At 32.4% G+C, this 17985-nt stretch carries 15 protein-coding genes; 3 read left to right on the top strand and 12 right to left on the bottom strand.

Annotated features, from left to right (window positions below; all coding sequences use genetic code 11):
• On the top strand, positions 1-609 hold a 609-nt coding region (gene istB, locus C240_RS11240; RefSeq protein ID WP_271491642.1), incomplete at its 5' end, for an IS21-like element helper ATPase IstB.
• A gap of 237 nt (positions 610-846) precedes the next feature.
• On the opposite strand, the gene C240_RS11235 is transcribed toward istB, so the two are convergent.
• The 10 genes from C240_RS11235 to C240_RS11190 form a co-directional block, all read right to left on the bottom strand.
• Positions 847-2439: a hypothetical protein gene (locus C240_RS11235; protein WP_271495686.1), complete on the bottom strand. Its 1593-nt coding sequence runs from the start codon at positions 2437-2439 to the stop codon at positions 847-849.
• A gap of 421 nt (positions 2440-2860) precedes the next feature.
• The gene (locus C240_RS11230; protein ID WP_271495682.1) at positions 2861-6889 is read right to left on the bottom strand and encodes a hypothetical protein; all 4029 of its coding nucleotides are present in this window, start codon (positions 6887-6889) and stop codon (positions 2861-2863) included.
• Positions 6890-7672: 783 nt separating this feature from the next.
• Positions 7673-7963: a hypothetical protein gene (locus tag C240_RS11225; protein WP_271495679.1), complete on the bottom strand. Its 291-nt coding sequence runs from the start codon at positions 7961-7963 to the stop codon at positions 7673-7675.
• A 43-nt stretch (positions 7964-8006) separates the two neighbouring features.
• Positions 8007-8396 (bottom strand): zeta toxin family protein, encoded by a 390-nt coding sequence (locus C240_RS11220; RefSeq protein ID WP_271495702.1) that lies wholly within the window; start codon positions 8394-8396, stop codon positions 8007-8009.
• Between the two features lie 431 nt (positions 8397-8827).
• Complete coding sequence (locus C240_RS11215; RefSeq protein ID WP_271495675.1) at positions 8828-9478, bottom strand: hypothetical protein; 651 nt, start codon at positions 9476-9478, stop codon at positions 8828-8830.
• Positions 9479-9807: 329 nt separating this feature from the next.
• On the bottom strand, positions 9808-10155 hold the full coding sequence (rplS, locus tag C240_RS11210) for a 50S ribosomal protein L19 (RefSeq protein ID WP_010761540.1): 348 nt from the start codon (positions 10153-10155) through the stop codon (positions 9808-9810).
• A gap of 133 nt (positions 10156-10288) precedes the next feature.
• The gene (locus C240_RS11205; RefSeq protein ID WP_271495669.1) at positions 10289-10945 is read right to left on the bottom strand and encodes a CatA-like O-acetyltransferase; all 657 of its coding nucleotides are present in this window, start codon (positions 10943-10945) and stop codon (positions 10289-10291) included.
• A gap of 24 nt (positions 10946-10969) precedes the next feature.
• Positions 10970-11716 (bottom strand): tRNA (guanosine(37)-N1)-methyltransferase TrmD, encoded by a 747-nt coding sequence (trmD, locus tag C240_RS11200; protein WP_271495699.1) that lies wholly within the window; start codon positions 11714-11716, stop codon positions 10970-10972.
• Positions 11706-12230 carry a ribosome maturation factor RimM gene (gene rimM / locus C240_RS11195; RefSeq protein WP_271495666.1) on the bottom strand — a complete coding sequence of 175 codons (525 nt, stop codon included), beginning with the start codon at positions 12228-12230 and terminating at the stop codon, positions 11706-11708. Before rimM ends, trmD begins: the two co-directional genes overlap by 11 nt.
• A 127-nt stretch (positions 12231-12357) precedes the next feature.
• Positions 12358-13725: an Nramp family divalent metal transporter gene (locus tag C240_RS11190; protein WP_271495661.1), complete on the bottom strand. Its 1368-nt coding sequence runs from the start codon at positions 13723-13725 to the stop codon at positions 12358-12360.
• 287 nt (positions 13726-14012) lie between these two features.
• Here C240_RS11190 and C240_RS11185 point away from each other — a divergent pair, with 287 nt between their 5' ends.
• The gene (locus tag C240_RS11185) at positions 14013-14612 is read left to right on the top strand and encodes a TVP38/TMEM64 family protein (RefSeq protein WP_271495657.1); all 600 of its coding nucleotides are present in this window, start codon (positions 14013-14015) and stop codon (positions 14610-14612) included.
• Between the two features lie 142 nt (positions 14613-14754).
• Positions 14755-16557 carry a glycerophosphodiester phosphodiesterase gene (locus C240_RS11180; RefSeq protein WP_271495654.1) on the top strand — a complete coding sequence of 601 codons (1803 nt, stop codon included), beginning with the start codon at positions 14755-14757 and terminating at the stop codon, positions 16555-16557.
• Positions 16558-16605: 48 nt separating this feature from the next.
• Here the strand turns inward: C240_RS11180 and nth are convergent, their stop codons facing one another.
• Positions 16606-17253 (bottom strand): endonuclease III, encoded by a 648-nt coding sequence (gene nth, locus C240_RS11175; RefSeq protein ID WP_271495651.1) that lies wholly within the window; start codon positions 17251-17253, stop codon positions 16606-16608.
• Between the two features lie 11 nt (positions 17254-17264).
• Positions 17265-17981, bottom strand: a complete 717-nt coding sequence (locus C240_RS11170) for a DnaD domain protein (RefSeq protein ID WP_271495648.1) — start codon at positions 17979-17981, stop codon at positions 17265-17267.
• Between the last annotated feature and the right edge of the window lie 4 nt (positions 17982-17985).

Below are 17985 nucleotides of genomic sequence, written 5' to 3'. Positions count from 1 at the left end.
TTAGAAGTCGAACGAAGGAAAAACAATCGTATTCATACATTGATTCGGCAAGCAAAATTACCTCAAAAAGTAACGTTTGATGACTATCTGGATAGTCATTTATCATCAAAACTAAGAAAACAAATCAAGGAGCTTCAGCAGCTTCAATTCATTGATAAAAAAGAAAATCTCATTTTATTGGGTAATCCAGGAGTTGGTAAAACTCATTTAGCAACAACCATTGGTATGGAAGCATGTTTGACAGGAAAAAGTGTCTTGTTCACGAATATTCCTAATCTCGTCGTTGAGTTAAAGGAAGCCATGAGCGCTAACCAGCTGACCTATTATAAACGGAGATTTAGTAAGTATGACTTAGTCATCTTAGACGAGTTAGGCTATGTTTCATTCGATCAAGTAGGAAGTGAAATTCTTTTTAACTTACTGTCTAATCGTACATCAACGGGTTCAATGATTATTACAACAAATTTATCATTTGACCGTTGGGAAGAAGTATTTAAGGATCCTATGCTTACTGCAGCTATGGTAGATCGAATTGCCCATCGGGCACACGTTTTAGATTTAAGCGGGAAATCTTTCCGTGTGGAAGATACAAAAAATTGGTTAAACTAACTGGTGCAGTTTTCAATCATCACGTGGTGCACTTTTCAGTTGCGTTAAACAAAAACAATTTGTAATGAGTAACTTCCTGACGGATTATATTGTTCTAGTATTTCAATAGACTCCACATCAAACTTAATATACTCTTTTCCTCTAAGACGTCTATAATATACTATCTCCTTTGTGACAGGTAACTTTAGTTGCTTTCTTAAATCTTTGGAAATCATGCTGATCGCTCCTAACATTTTTTTAATTACTATTTTTCCATTCATCAATAGATGGAACCCTATTCTCTATCAACATCTTAATTGCAAGATAAATTAGATTTGATGAATAACTTCCATTGACATAAAGATTTGAACTATGTGAAATTTGTGTTTCAACACTTTCACCAATATACTCTTTTTCAACTCGACCAGACTCTTTTAAAATATCTAAATATCCTCTTAAATCTTTACTTGTTGCAAATAAGCACTCAACAAGCCCATCCTTTACTACTAATCCATAAGGCATGAGGTAGTAATATTCAGCTGTTTGAATCATTCTTTCTAAAAAATCATCTATTTTTTGGAGTTCTAGTTTATCTATATATTCCGCATAATTCATAATAATGCTATTTCTTGTACTAATTTTCTCAAAAGTAACTTGATTCCAATCTGGAATAATTGAACCAAACCAATTTTTTTCCTTAACAACATTCACAAAAAATAATTTTGTTTGTATATCTAGTTCTAATTGATTTGGATAATCATAGCTCTTAACTTCCCAACCTTCCTTCTCATACTTAATAATCATTTTATCAACGAGTACAATAATAAACTTAATTTCATGATACTTATAGTTACCAATAGTCCCAGTTGTTCTCGCATTGTCTGCATCTCTTATTGATTTATATAATAGCGCATAGACTTGTGATGGGGAATATAATTTAAGCCACCCATCAAATGCATTACAAAATATTTTTTCTTTTTCTTCATCATACAATTCCCTAGAAAATCCCAACTTATTCATTTCAAATCTAAATATCTTAAGTAGTTCCTGAATAACGTAACTCTTCCACAAATGAATATATTCCTTAGAATTTTCTAACTCAATATTATCTAAATACTTTAGCTCTTCAAAAAGTTCTATTCTGCTATAGCGCTCGCTTACTATATTTAATGAAAAGAGTGTTTCATCTACTCTATAAGAAAAATTTGTATCAGTAATTTTTGAAAAAACTTCTAATGGAGTTTGTTCAGAGACTTTCAGTATATCTTTATCAATTAAATCCCTAAGGGTGTCCATTGTAAAGCCATTTACTGATTCCTTATATGTTTTATATTGTGGCACTAAACAATTAAACTCCAAATTGCTAATTTGGAATAGCGCTGCAATATTCACTCTGTCAAAAACATTTATATCTTGAAGTTCAACTTCACTATCCAAATAGATATCATGGATAATAGATGAAATTTTCTTTTTATCATTTTCTTTTTTTGACTGACAATTACTACAACTACACTCTCTGTTATCTTTATCATATTCAATATGACCACACTTCTCACACTGAACATCTGGGGAAAAATATTTTAAACTAGATTTACTAGGCAATTGTGCAATTAGATAACGATTATCGTAAGGGCATTTTCTTGTTGTATAGAAAAATGGCAAATACACAGAAAATTTGGAAACCTTATCAAATTCAAGCTCAAACTTATCAATTATTTTTGTCACTGACAATTTTCCTGTATAGTAAAATTCAAGTATCTCTTTAAGAACTTTTGTTTCTAATCCACTGAAGGGATGTTTGTTTTCTTGAATTTGTACTAATTCAAAATTCTTTATCTCTTCATATTCCAATTTATTTCCCTTCTTTCAAGTTATTTTCATATGTTAATACAATAGAGCGTTTACAAAAATAATTATTCTTTCATATAGTGATAATCTAACCACATTTTATCTTCATCACCATTATACATTATATAAGACTACAATCCAGATAAATTTATTCAATATTCTTTAACTGAATAATCTCACCAATCCCATCTACATCCAAAGCTTCTACAATTCTAATTAAATGATTAATTTATATCTTTGTCTTTTGTCATTCGCTAGTTCACTCAATCATCTTGCTACTTCAATATCATGTAATTAGAAGGCTCGCTTAAAGAAATATTATGCTTATTTATCAAATCGTGAACTTTTAATTCCAATAATTTCCTTTCATAAAAACCTCTCCTTTCATTGCTTATATAGGCAATGAAAGGAGAGAATCTTTTGTTTATAAACTTTCCTCATCATTTCCAAGCTTTCTATTTTTTTTAGATGTAACTAGTAGCTCTTCCAGATCAAAAGAAATCATATCGGTTAGTTCTGAACATAAAAAATGAAGTTGATTTATCAAGTCTATCCATTTTTCGATGCTACTTGTGACAAGCAATCCATCTAGTTTTGCTTTAAATCCTTCAACTAAAGTATTTAAATCACTTATTTTACCATTCAGCTCTTGGTTACCATCTTTATTAATTTCACTTACAACAGACAAGGCACTATCATATATTAAAGATAAAATATCATCACAGATTACTTTATTTACTTTAATTTTCCAATCACCAAAAATATTTTCATCATAACCTTGATGATCTCTTTTATTTTCTAAAAACTGATTAACTTGGCATGAGTATATCGAATAAACGCGTAAATCCATCTGCAAACTATTGTACCTGAAAAAAGAAGCGAGTGCGGGATGGTCGATCTTTATTTCATCTGTCTGTTTAGTAGTCATCATTAGTTTTTCAATATCATCTATATATGCAAACTTTTCGCTTAATAATTTATAACTAGGAGGCACTTTATATCCCAAAAAGCTTGGACTAACAATAATTTCTTTAAAAGATTGTTTCCACAGAATATTTTCAAATGAAAAAATATCAATCTCTGGAAAAGTATAATTGAATTCATCAACTAGTTTTTTGAAAATATTTTCCAAGCTAGAGTACTCTACATTCATTATTATATTATCAGAGGCATCTAAATCAATAACACCATCATATCTAAGTATTCTATTTTCTAAAAAGTTAAATATTCTTTTTCGATACCTCTTTAAATATTCTTTCCTTTCATATCTCATATTTCGTTCAATCCTAAACTCAGATTCGTACAGGTGAGACCAAATAGCCACAAAAACAAGTAAATTATTATAATCTTCCGTAGTTATTAACTCATTTGATACTTGAAACTCTTTTTTATAAATCTCTCTCGCTGTGTATAGAATATCAACACTGTTTACGAGATTGATAAGTGATAATTTAGATTGGTGTGAGATTTCTCCTCCATTGAAACGCTCTATTAAAAGCTTATACATATTCTCATAAAATGAACTTAATTTAATCCTATAATCAGAAAAAGCTCGACTGAATTGGTAATTACTAGTAGATTCAGAAAACCTAAGAGACTCATTAATTTTAGACATAGAGCTGTTGTTAGTGTCCACAATAACTCTATTGTTATTGACTCCAAACTTATCAACAGAGACTTTAGGATAGTAAAGAAAACTATTGTTCAAATAAATCATAGCACTATTAACTTTGCTTGATAGTTCATCCATATTTAATCTAGAAAAGTTTTTCTTTTTATAGAAATGTGTTAACCCACGTTCAAGAATTTTTATTATTTCAATATTTTGGTTCATACATATCTTAATGTTATCATTTGCTTCATTCCAATTATCTGGCAGCATATCATACTCGTGCTGTTTAATTAGCCATCCATTAATCTCTGTAACCCACAACCAGGGTAAATTGTTAGCTTTAATCGTTTTAATGACTTCTGGGATTTCCAGATTATCAATAATTTGATCACCAATTAATTTGACATTATACTGGTCCTTTTCAATTGAAAGCCTTCTAAAAGAACTTACTATTGACATGATATAACTATTTTCGTATTGAATTTTTGCTTTCTCCGTATCATATATATTCATGAGACAAAATACATCATATGAATTTTTATCCTCCACAAGATAAACAATTCCATATTTTATCTTAATTTTCTCTAATAATACAGGATAAATCTTTTGGTAAATTTGCATCATGCTTTGCTTTTGAATACCAACACTAAAGTTCAGAAGAGGCTCCAAAAACTCTTCATTATCTAGAATACTATCCTGTAGACTAACCTTCGACTCATCTATCTTTATGCCTCTAAGTGCCAACCAAAAAAGACCATAACCAGCTGCACTTAACTCTTCCGAGGTGTTTATATCACAAACAGGTATGTTGTCTATAGTATTCTTCATAAATTTGTCGATAAAATCATATTTCATTTTTTTGCTTTTCAATATAGTAAGATCAGTTTCAATCACCTGAACCCTCTCAGGTTGACTTTCACGCATAATCTCTAGTAATTCACCACTTTCAAACTGAGGATAGTATGTTGTAACATCTCCTAATAAAAAAATTGGAAATTTCCCAGGATAGTGATTGTCAATTCTAAATATAGTGGCTCTATTTTCTAAGTAATATTTTCGTAGTTCCAGCCAAAGCAGAGCTCGAATTACACTTGAGTAACACTTCCATGAATCATACTTTACACTACTTAAAATATTTAATAACTCATTATTTATATTATTATCATAAAAATATGACACTAACAAAAAGAACAAATTAGTGTTGGTGGAATTCATGACCAAATCGATAACATCGATTTCAGTAACAAGAAGGTACTCTAGTAGTATATCGCAAATAAGACTTGCTCTTAATGCATGTAGCGAATTTATCTTTCTGCTATTATCAGAAACTTTTACTAGATATTCTTCTTCAAATAAAAATATCATTTTCGATCTATTTTTGACATTAATATTCGAGAATAATTTTTTTGTGTCTACATCAATGCTAAATTTTCCAGCATAACTAACAACCAGCAAAGACACAAGCCATTCTTCAATATAATCTTCACTGGTAATTATTCGATTTATTTGGGACTCAAGCTTCTTTCTCAAAGTTTGGCTTTGATTTAGCATATAGGTAAATTCCATTAATGGACCAGTTCCGCCGAAAGCATCCCATGCTTCTTTAAAAGAGCGAAACTCATTATTTTCATATCTTTGAAAAATTATTTCCGCCTCTTTGACACTCAATCTAAGGTCTATATATTCGATTGGTGTCTTCGAATTATCAATATTTGCCCTCCGGTAATCTTCTTCTCTTATTGATAATAACAACCTGAATCCAGAACCATATTCATGTAATTTTTCGCAAATCCAAGTCCAATTTGTATCTTGAGGAGAGATATCATAATACACGATAATATCGCTATGCTCTTTCGCTAGACCATCTAAAGCAATAGCAATATTCTGAGCCTGTTCTTCATTAGTAACTGATTGAATGCAAAAAATGTCTTTTTCTGAATAGTAGTTGTATAAGTATCGATATGACAGAGATGATTTACCTTGGCCAGAGGCTCCTTTTATAACAACTATCTTCTCATTTTGAAAAGATTTTTCTATTTGATCTATCCAATAATCCCTAGTAATATCAAGTCCTAAGCGTATATGCTGTGGCTGAGCATTAGTGCCAACCGCATATTCTTTTTTTAACTTATCTAAACTTTCAGTTTGTTCGTATTCAGTCATAGGAAGTATAGAATTACCAAATTCTTTCGCAAATCCTCTAACTGCCGCCAATTCAATGCTTATTTGTCTAATTTTTTTATACCACAAATTTTTAGTAGTGGAGTCAGAATGCCTAGATAGATTAGCTACGTACTGTGTCAAGACATCTAAAAATATCATGGGAGAGACCATAGTTTCAACGGTTTCTGCTAATTGGCTGTAGATTGTGTCAATTAGCTCAACTTCATCTACCTCTTCAATAGATAAATGACTACCGAGCCAGTTTATGTCTTCCTCTTCATAGCCACTTTTATTTAATTTAGAGCTAATTTGTTTGAATTCTATTGATTGTACATCACTAAAGCCCGCAATTTCAGGACCAACCTTCCCAAACGAGATAATTTTAAGAACTATATTTGAATTGACATCTTTATACGACAAACATCTTCTAAAGAAAGAGTCAGCTTCATTTGGATTCAAGTCTGACAAAGAAAGTGGAGTGGAAAGATTTTTTACTTGGACAATCTCATGAGCAACTCCGTTCTTTTTTATTAATAGATCTTCGACTTGCTCAGGGCAAAATTCAAAGTCCTCTTTAAGTTTAATTAGTCTTGAAGCAATATACGTTGTTTGTGATGAAAAACCTTTCCAAGCAGCCTTTGCACCTGTATCAGATCTAGAAAATAGATTTTTTCCCATCTTGCCACTCCTTTTTTCTTTTTCTCAAGTATATCAAATATGATGGTAAAAAACTTTAAATTATAAATCATTCCTATCAAATTGTACTCAGTTTCAGTGACTTATATTTATTTAGCTTTTCCCTAAAATATTTTAAAAGTTTCTATAGTAAATTTTTTAGCCTAACGAAATGCTATTATTGTACATTTCATATTTTGAAAGCTACATCAAATTTTTTGTTTTTACGGCTCCATAAACTATCTATAATTTTTTTAGCCCAAAACTAACTTACTTCTCCAAAAATTAAAGAAATTATTATGACAAAAATAACTCATATTGACTAAGAAAAATTATCATCGGCATCATAATTTAACATGATTATTTTAATGTATTTTCGACTTAATCAACTTTCTACAGTAAATAATTGAGAATCGTAAAATTTAAATTGATTGATATTGACTACAATTTTATTGGTGTCCTGTAGAAACAATAAAAATACCAGACAAGATTGTATTTCTTATCTGGTATACTCCTTCTCACACTATTCTACTCAATCTAGCTTCATAACTCTATCTTTATATTTTGAACTGCTCATCTAAGCTAACGTGCTTACTCTATTAATCAAGCAAGAATATAATAATTAAAAAGTATGCTAAGTATTACGTACGATAGTATAACTAATTAATGCATTATAATTCCCCTAGACTATATCGTACTTTTCCAAGAAATCATTTTCTATTCACAAAAATCCAGTAATATCCCACCATCGCTTAACATATAAACCCTTAAAAAGCTATTCATTTCTTAGAATATCTCTTTTAAAGATTTATATTTAATTACCAAGTCTTTATAACTTTTAGACTTTTGATGCCCATTTATCTCCATCAACTGCATAGTCTTTTCAATTTGAACAATAAGACCATCAGTCTCTGCTTCCCCACTTAATATCGGTTCTAAAACATTTTTTGGATTCTTTAAAGGTGTCTGTCCAGAATCGTATAATAGATTCATTTCTCTATCAAAAACCTTGATTGTTTTAAAGACATTTTCTTTATATAAGGTCGAAACATTTTCTGATAAATTTTGTACAACCAAATCATGCTGCTCCTTTTTTGTTTCTCTAGCCGTTATAGCATCTTTAGAAAACTGATACTGTCCCTAAATAGGACAAGTCTTTTGAAACAGCAACGACATAGAGACTCATTTTATATCCTTTTGCTTCTAGTAAACTAGCAGTCATTGTTGGTACTTCTATCGTTCTTAGAGTTCCTTCTATAATCAAATGATAATTCTTGTCACTCAAATATTCCACAATATCTTCTGTCAAACGATTAGAAAATGGCGTCACTTGTGTCACATAGTCTTTGCCGTATTGTTCTACAATTTCATCGAAATTTGGATGGGCTTGTTTAAATGAATCATTATCTACCACAATTATATTCGTACCAATTTCCTTCATGATTGCATATCTTAAAGCTGTCTTTCCAGCTCCAGGTTGTCCACCAAGTAAAAAAGCTTTTGTATGTATGCTAGTGTCTCTAAAAAATTTAAGAACAGTTTTTGAGTATCTATACGATTAAATCATAAATTCTTAGGAGGGAAAGCATATGATTAATTTTCTATACACGCTTGGCATCATTTTTTCAATATACTTAATGAATATCTCTATTAATGATACAAGCACCAATCTACGTCTAAAATCAAAAAGAATTGCTCTTGTACTCTTAATTATTTTTATAGTATTATTCCTTATTTCTCTTCTGTCCAATGCATAGCATGTTGATACTATCTTCAATTTTATGAAATGATTCTTCTTATTGTAGTATTTACTTTATTAAACATCTATTGATTTTTTTATTATCTTCAACAAATTTCCTCCTTTTCTACAAAAAATAGCCTGATTTTTAGGTTCAAAATCAGGCTATTGTGTAATTATTTTATTCGTTCATAACCTCGTACTTAATTTTCTAAATTTTGTAAAAGTCTACTTGTTTTAACTGGTCGATAATCATAACCAATTTCAGTTAATAACTCTTCCCAATTTTTATTTGTTCTTCTCATAATCGTATCAATTGATGGTAAAGCGTCTCTATCATATCTTTTCCTAAACTCGGTCATCGACAAGCTTTCTTCTAGGTTCAATCGAATGATTTCATTTTTTAAGCTTGTTAAAAGCTCAAAGTCTGTTGCACAAATAACTGCACTAGATTTTTTGTTAAAAAGATCATTCATGTTCTCAAAGCGTTTCTTCAAGATTGATACACTAGGAAGATTTTTGTCCATACGTTTTACCTCATACATTCTTTGCGAACGAATGTTATTCGTCAAAATAAATGATTGAACAATCTCATATAATTCTTCATTTGAATAATTTGCCCATCTATATCGATCATAAGTCTTCTTTCCCAAACGCTTCAATAAACATTCCCATGAACCAAATCGTTCATTGATTACCCAAAGACTAGGGACTGTACTAGAATTTTCTTTTTTAAATTTTTGATACTCCCTTACAGTCTTAATATCTTTCATTTCAATAAATTTTTGAATAATCAGCATTAGCTCTAGATCGTTTTTTTCTTTCCAAATAATTCTATGATCTTCTTTTAACATAAGCTCAATCGCCCTTTCATTTGTCAAAAAGTGCTTTGGCTTGTCCAATTTACAACCGTTGTAGCTGCACTGCCTTTTTTTAGAAATTTAGCAGACTCATCCTCTAATCTGCTAAATTGGAGTATCGTTTTGGTATTTTGGGAATCCTTTTTGTTGTCAATTTTCCCTATGATTTCTCCCTGTTTTCTGACAACACAGGTAGTCAAGATGGGATAATCAAGGACAATCACAGAAAATACACACGATTTCCTTAAACAAAACCAAAAGAAAAAGCCCTTGATATCAAGGACTTTCGCACTTTTTTCTTACTCGGGCAATCTAAGAAACACTTATCTTCTAATTTCTTTAATACGAGCTGCTTTTCCGTGTAATGCACGTAGGTAATAAAGTTTCGCACGACGAACTTTACCATAACGAACTACTTCGATTTGAGCAACACGTGGTGTGTGTAATGGGAATGTACGTTCCACACCAACACCATTTGAAATTTTACGTACAGTATAAGTTTCGCTGATACCAGCGCCACGGCGTCCGATAACAACTCCTTCAAATAACTGGATACGTTCGCGTGTACCTTCGACTACTTTCGCATGAACGCGAACAGTGTCACCAGGACGAAACGCAGGAATATCCGTACGTAATTGTTCTTGTGTTAATTCTTGAATTAATGGATTCATTCTTTTTTCTCCTCATTCCAAACATTCTTATGGCACTGCCACAGCGGAATATCGTAATAGTTGAGCGTTTTACACTCACAAAATAGTTTAACACAGCTATTCTAGGCTGTAAAGAGATTTTTCTTGATAGACCTTAAATACTATGCTCAATGACAAGGTTATCTAAATAGTTTTGCAGCTGATTAATTAACTTACCCAAATGAATACCATCAACCAGACGATGATTTACTTGAACAGAATATGGCAACAACAAACGTTCCCCTATCTGCTCAAATTTTCCCCAAGTTACTTTGGGAATCGAATCATCTCGATTAAGACTAAGCTCGTTTCCTAAATTAGTAAAGGAAAACCAAGGTAAACAAGAAAATTGAATCATTGTATCTTGCTGATATTCAGAAGGCGGAAAATAATCTTGCTGTTCATCACTGACTCTTTTGGCTTCATCTGAAAACTCTTTTAAACTACCTTGAAAATCCAATGTTACAATATGAAATAACTCACTACCAGCCTTTAAATCTGTAAAACTTGGAATCAAACGTTCTACTAAAACTACTTCATCTCCACGAACCTTATATCGAAAATTTTCAATTTGATTCATGACTTCCGTTGTCGCTGCGATCAAACCATAATAGAACGATAGCCGATTGTGTTTCACATAGCGATAAAAATGAGTCACATCCAATTGTGTGGTCACATCATACAGCGGAGATACACCTTCTCCAGAGAAAAAATCAAAATGTTCTTTACGTTTCCAAGTACTTTGGTCAATAACATTTGCTGATATCGTCATACATACTCCTCCATTTCGAGTAACTTAATCGTGATCGTTTACTTCGTTTTGGATTTCTTGCAGCCACTTCTCCTGCTGCTCAGTTAATTCTATTTTTTCTAACATATCAGGTCTACGTTCTAATGTTCTTCTTAATGATTCTTTTTGCTGCCATTCATCAATCAGTTTATGATTACCATTTGTTAAAACATCAGGAACTGACATACCGTTAAATTCTGCTGGGCGAGTATATTGCGGGTGCTCTAATAAACCTGTTGAATGCGAATCTGTTTGAGCAGATAACTTATTCCCTAAAACCTCGGGAAGTAGACGGACTGTGGCATCAATCATCACCATTGCACCAAGTTCACCACCTGTTAGAACGTAATCTCCCAATGAAACTTCATCCGTCACCAATGTTCGAATCCGTTCATCGTACCCTTCATAATGACCACAAATAAAAACTAAATGCTCTTCTTCAGAAAATTCTTCTGCCATTTTTTGGTCAAATTGTTTCCCTGCCGGATCTAGTAAAATCACACGTTTCTTCGTTTCAGGAGAGATTTCTTCAATATGTTTTAAATTATCGTAAATCGGTTGAACTTTTAAAAGCATTCCCGCTCCACCGCCATATGGGTAATCATCAACAGTTTGATGTTTACTATCTGAGTGGTCACGAAAATTAGAAACATTGATTTCAAGCAATTTTTTATCTACTGCCTTACCGATAATAGACTCACCCATTGGTCCTTCAAACATTCTAGGGAATAGCGTCAATACATCAATTTTCATCATCAATCAAACCTTCTGGAATTTCTACTCGTACAACTCCGTTCTCTAAATCAATCGACTGCACAACAGATTCAATATAAGGAATCAATACATCTTTTTTCTTAGGTCTTTGAACTACCCAGACGTCGTTTGCTCCTGGTGAAAGAATTTCTTTTATTTTACCTAGCTCTTCACCTTGTTCATCAATTACAGTTAAACCAATAATTTGATGATAATAAAATTCATCTTCAGGTAACTCTGTTAAATTGTCTTTAGCAACTTTTAAAATTCCATTACGGTATTTTTCAACATCATTGATTGACTGGTGTCCTACAAAAGTCACAATATCAAAATTTTTATGTTTACGATGGGAATTAATAGTTAATTCAATAGGTTGTTTTTTCTCTTGAAACAGTGTCAAAACGGTGCCTTTTTTATAACGTAACTCTGGAAAATCAGTTTGAGAAATTATACGAACCTCCCCTTTCAAGCCTTGGGTATTCACAATTTTCCCAACATTTAAATATTCAGTCACTTAAAACCCTCATTTCAAAATTTTAGTCCATTCCATTCTACCATTTCTACCACTTGAATTCTATTAACTTCTGTCATAGTTTCACGTATAAACAAAAAAGCCATTCTGTGTGAACAGCTTCTCTTACTTATACATTTACTCCTGTTAATGTTCCGTAGATCAAAAATAAATTTAAGGCAGTTAAAACAATCGCAATAACCCATGCAAGAACTTTTATCCATGTTGGATTAGCAAATTTACCCATAATTTTTTTATCACTTGTATACAATGTTAATGGAATAATCGAGACTGGTAAGGCGATACTTAAGAATACTTGGGTATACAGCAGTAAATCTTCTACCGCTGATTCCCTTCCACCATACAAAATAACACAAATAATCACGGGCACAATCGCGATCAAACGAGTCACCACACGCCGCATCCATAGCGGCATTTTTAAGTGAATAAACCCTTCCATAACAATTTGACCGGAAAGTGTTCCTGTAATAGTAGAATTTTGCCCTGAGGCGAGTAATGCGATCGCAAATAAAATACTTAACACTGGACTAGCAATATTTCCAACGATATCAGGATTTTTCAAAGCATCAAACAAATCAACGAATTTTCCCAAATCGCTATTCGTTCCATAAAACAAAGCTCCTCCCAAGATTAACAGCAAACAGTTCACTACAAATGCGACCGTTAATTGAATATTAGAATCCCAAATCGTAAAACGAATTGCTTTCGCTTTTTCTTTATCATCGTTACGATCAAATTTTCTTGCTTGTGCAATAGAGGAATGTAAATATAAATTATGTGGCATAACTGTTGCCCCTACAATACCCAACGCTAAAAACAACATAGATTTATCTGTAGCAATTCTAGTATCAGGAATGAATCCTCGTAAAACCTCACCCATGTTAGGATCGGCCAAAGCAACTTCATACGCAAATACAAAGAAAATAATAGAAATCAAACAAGCAACAATTGCTTCAATTTTTCTAAAGCCTAATTTGGTCAATAAAAGTAATAACAACACGTCAAATGTCGTAATCAATACACCAATCAATAGTGGAAAGCCAAATAGCAACTGCAATGCTACCGCTCCACCGATTACTTCAGCAATATCGGTTGCCATAATCGCTAACTCGGTAATAATCCATAGCACAAATCCCGTTTTTCGACTTGTATGCTCTCTTGTTGCCTGCGCTAAGTCACGCCCTGTCACAATCCCTAATTTAGCTGCCATACTTTGAAGCAACATTGCAATTAAGCTTGATAGCAAAATGACACTTAATAATGCGTACTTATATTCAGCACCGCCAGCAATCGACGTAATCCAATTCCCCGGATCCATATAACCTACTGCAACTAACGCTCCCGGACCGCTATATGCCAACAATGTTCGTCCAAAACTAGCATTTTTAGGGACCTCAACAGTATTATTGATTTCTTCTAAACTAGGTCCGTTAGCATAATTTAATATTTTTTCCGCTTCACTTTTTTTATCTTTCACAACTATCCCTCATTCATTTATAAATCATCAGGTTTATATTATTTATTTTTTAGGCGCGCCATAACTTTCAATTTTATTATAATCCTCTCGTTGTTACTTGTAAATAGAAAAACCTTCGTTATTTTTCAATTCAGTCTCAAGTAGGATGTTTTTTACCTATTTATTTTGTAAGATAGCTTTAAAAGAGTTCAATCTTACAATTTTATTCGTGAAATGAACTACCAATCAATGGTAAAATAAAATAAAGACTTTTATACTAAAGTTACCTAGTCTAAGGAGATGATAAAATGAGCATCGCACTTTCAAGAAAGATTATTAATTGCATTTCAATTGTTGGAATTATAGCTACCATTGCTGTGACAATCTATTTTATGCGGTTAGGTGTATTTAAAGATGTTAATGCATTGAGAGGTTTAGTTGGTGACTCAGTCCTCTTAGGCCCTTTAGTATTTATATTAGTACAAATCGTGCAGGTCGTGATTCCAATTATACCAGGTGGAATCAGTTGTGCAGCTGGGGTCTTGATTTTCGGTCCTTTTGCTGGTTTTATTTATAATTATGTTGGAATTGCGATTGGATCAATTCTCATCTTCCTTTTAGGCAGACAATACGGGAAACCGTTTATACTAAGCTTAGTCAGTGACAAAACGTATAATAAATACATCGGCTGGCTGGATAATGAAAAACGCTTTGAGCGCTTGTTCGCCTTAGCAATCTTTTTCCCAGTAGCACCAGATGATGCACTTTGTTTAATGGCTGGCTTAACGAAAATGTCAGTGAAAAAGTTCACCTTGATTATTTTGTTAGCAAAACCAGCTTCAATTTTCTTGTATAGTTTAGCATTGATTTATGGCGGTACATTTTTAAACGGTTTACTAGGTTTTTAAGCATAAAAAGATTATAATAGTATTTTAATATGAGGGTAAGACAAACGTTTAATTCACTTTTGTCTTGCCCTCTAAAACCGAACAAATATGGTTTTAATAAATTTTGGTTCTTTTACACATTACATAAAGGCGGCTTCTCAAGATGACTTATATAAAAAATAGTTTTAAAAATTTGATAGAGTTTTTTGCTGGTACTTCAGCTTATTTTCGTGATGTTTTATTAATGCATGGATTTATGCTGTTTATCTTATTACCATTTTTAGCTAGTACTACCCGATTTATTTTAAGGCGAGGAAAAATAGATTATTTGTCTTATGATACGATACCTTTGATTTTCGCAAAGCATCCAGGCGTTCTAATTGCTCTAATTTTGCTTCTTTTAGCGATGGTAATTGCCGTATTCTTTGAATTTACTTTTTTGTTATTAAGTATTTTTTTCATCAAGAAAAATAAACCTATTTCGCTTTCAAATTTGCTAAAAGGGACAATTCTGCAACTTAAAAAAATTCGTTTTAGCACTGTACTCTTTTTTCTGTTTTACTTTTTTCTTGTTCTTCCGTTAAGTGGGTTAGGTTTTAATTCTGATTTGCTTGCAAAAATAAAAGTTCCAGCCTTCATTATGGATTTTATTTTTGCCAATCGTGTTACGATTATCGCCTTGGTCATTGTTGGTTATATCATTTTGTTTTATTTATCTATTCGATTAATCTTTGCGTTACCAGAAATGATTCTGAGAGATGTTCCCTTTCAACAAGCTGTAAAAGAAAGCTGGCTTTCTACAAAAAAACAATTTTTTAAGATACTTGGACAATTTATTGTCATTGGCGGTAGTATTCTTTTCATATTTATATTTAGCAGTACGATTATTTTGGCTGGACAAGCAATTATTGAGTCGGCTTTTCCTGATTATGCATTGGTTAGTGCGGTCATTGCTATGACCTTGCTACAATTTGTTTTATTGCTGAATATTGTATTTTCTACTGTGGGGATTTTTTATATCACTATTGATTATATGGATGATGCTGGGATTTTACCTGAAATACCACAGTGGTTTCCGACAAAAGATAAACAACCTAAAACTGAATGGAGTCTTTTAAAAGTTAGCGTTTTAGCTTTAGTAGCGGCTATTTTCGGTATCGGTGTAGGCACTTATAATACTGAATACTTAAGTAATCCTTCCCTTACAAAACCGTTAACACTTTCTCATAGAGGAGTAGATAATGCAAATGGCGTTCAAAATACCCTATCTGCTTTAGAAAAAACTAGCCAGGAAAAACCAGATTACGTTGAAATGGATATTCAAGAAACCAAAGATAAAGAATTTGTGGTAATGCATGATTTTAACTTAAAAAAACTTGCTGGTGTCAATAAGCGTCCAAACGAATTAACCTTAGCTGAATTGACCCAACTTAAAGTTAGCGAAAATGGTATGGAGGATTATATCTGTTCATTTGATGACTATTTGGCCAAAGCAAAAGAATTAGATCAAAAATTATTGATAGAAATTAAAGCTACAAAACAAGATAGCCCCGATATGATTGATCGATTTATTGAAAAGTATCGTACCACTATCCTTGCCGAAAAACATATACTTCAAACGTTAACTTTCAATATTGCGACAGAATTAAAAGAAAAAGAACCAGAATTTTATGTTGGCTACATTTTACCTTTCAATATCGTTGGCCCGCCTATTTCTAATGTCGACTTTTTTACAATGGAATACTCGACTTTAAACCGTAACTTCATTAATGCCGCTCATAATGACAACAAAAAAGTTTATGCCTGGACTGTCAATGATGAAGACACAATGACTCGTATGATGTTTTATGGTGTGGATGGGATTGTGACGGATCAATTAAAATTATTAAACCAAACAATCAAAACTGATTTGGATGAATTAACTTATTCAGACAAACTTCTACATTTTGTTATTGGAATTGGTTAAAATAAAAAAACTGTTCTCAAACTAGTAGCTAGCTTGGGAACAGTTTTTTTAAATCTTATTCATTCTTGATTTGCCTTCTTGACACATGTATAACAATGGACATATATCACATTTAGGACTTCTTGCTAGACAATGATAGCGTCCAAAAAAGATCATCGTATGGTGTGTTTTTACCCACAACTCTTTAGGTATTTTGCGCATAAGTGTATCCTCAACTTCCGTTACACTAGCACTTAGTTTACAAATACGCAACCGTTTAGATACTCGTTCAACATGTGTATCAACTGCAATAGCTGGCTCACCAAAAGCATCGCCCATCACAACATTAGCCGTTTTACGACCAACCCCTGGCAATGAAACTAATTCCTCTCTCGTTCGAGGAACTTCACCATTAAATCGTTCCAACAATTGAGCTGCACATGCCTTGATATTCTTTGCTTTATTTCGGTATAAACCAATAGTTTTAATTTTATCTATGATTGCTTCTATAGGGGCTTCAGCGAGCGCAGAAGGTGTTGGGTACGCTGCAAACAGGGCAGGTGTTGCTTTGTTAACAGAGACATCTGTCGCTTGTGCACTTAAAATTACTGCAACTAATAATTGAAATGGATCTTTATGAATAAGTTCGCACTCAGCATCTGGAAACATTTCATACATAATTTCAATTGCTTCCATTGTCTTTTCTTTTGAAAGCATTTATCTACCTCCTACTCGTTATCATCAGGATTAAGCCAATTATGCAAAGTGACTTTGGGAATTGGCTCATTCGCTGCACTTTGTTGTTCAATTTCCTTTTGAATTAAGGCTTGTTTTCGACGTTTTTGGTCTTCTGCCACTTGCTCTTTCGTCGTAATATTTTTCCGTTCCCAAGCAAGTAAAATTCGATCAATATATTTCAAACTGTAAGCTTGGTTTAAAACGGCCTCTCGTAAAGCCAAACGAATTAATTCTGGTTGGTAATTGTCTGTTTCCAGCCATTGTCCAATCATTTCTAGTTCAATTGGTGATAGTTGACGACCAAATTCTTTTTCAAAGCCTTGATACAATGCCTTGATTGTTTCTTCAGATGCAAGTTCTTTTTCGGTTTCTGTTTCCTTCTGCTGTAAAAGTTCAATTTTTTGGAAAATAGGCAATAAATCGTACGTATCCATCATTTGACCTTGTTCATTCTGTTTTGTTTGGATCGTCAAAAAACCTCGCGAAACCAATTGATTTAGTAACTTATAGATTGTATCAATCGATTTACCCATTGTTTGACTGATTTCAGCTAATTCAGGAAACAAATTTCCTTTTACTTGTAAATGAAACAACTGCAGCCAAAATAAAAATTCTTCATCATTTAGTCCAATTTTGTGATAGTTCTCAAGGACCAAATTGGAGACAGTCGTTTCACCAGCTTTTAAATAGTCGTTAATTGTTAACATACTG

Origin of the sequence: Enterococcus sp. 5H (assembly GCF_028128615.1) — a bacterium.
Taxonomy (GTDB): Bacteria; Bacillota; Bacilli; order Lactobacillales; family Enterococcaceae; genus Enterococcus_L.
The sequence above is the reverse complement of the archived record's forward strand: the minus strand, read 5'-3'. Positions and strand labels throughout refer to the sequence as shown.

Bases quoted from the DNA above. Each gene is read 5' to 3' on its own strand.
- trmD (WP_271495699.1), bottom strand. From the start codon at position 11,716: ATGAAAATTGATGTATTGACGCTATTCCCTAGAATGTTTGAAGGACCA.
- C240_RS11170 (WP_271495648.1), bottom strand. From the start codon at position 17,981: ATGTTAACAATTAACGACTATTTAAAAGCTGGTGAAACGACTGTCTCC.
- C240_RS11205 (WP_271495669.1), bottom strand. From the start codon at position 10,945: ATGACGATATCAGCAAATGTTATTGACCAAAGTACTTGGAAACGTAAA.
- C240_RS11180 (WP_271495654.1), top strand. From the start codon at position 14,755: ATGACTTATATAAAAAATAGTTTTAAAAATTTGATAGAGTTTTTTGCT.
- nth (WP_271495651.1), bottom strand. From the start codon at position 17,253: ATGCTTTCAAAAGAAAAGACAATGGAAGCAATTGAAATTATGTATGAA.
- rplS (WP_010761540.1), bottom strand. From the start codon at position 10,155: ATGAATCCATTAATTCAAGAATTAACACAAGAACAATTACGTACGGAT.
- C240_RS11215 (WP_271495675.1), bottom strand. From the start codon at position 9,478: ATGTTAAAAGAAGATCATAGAATTATTTGGAAAGAAAAAAACGATCTA.
- C240_RS11230 (WP_271495682.1), bottom strand. From the start codon at position 6,889: ATGGGAAAAAATCTATTTTCTAGATCTGATACAGGTGCAAAGGCTGCT.
- C240_RS11185 (WP_271495657.1), top strand. From the start codon at position 14,013: ATGAGCATCGCACTTTCAAGAAAGATTATTAATTGCATTTCAATTGTT.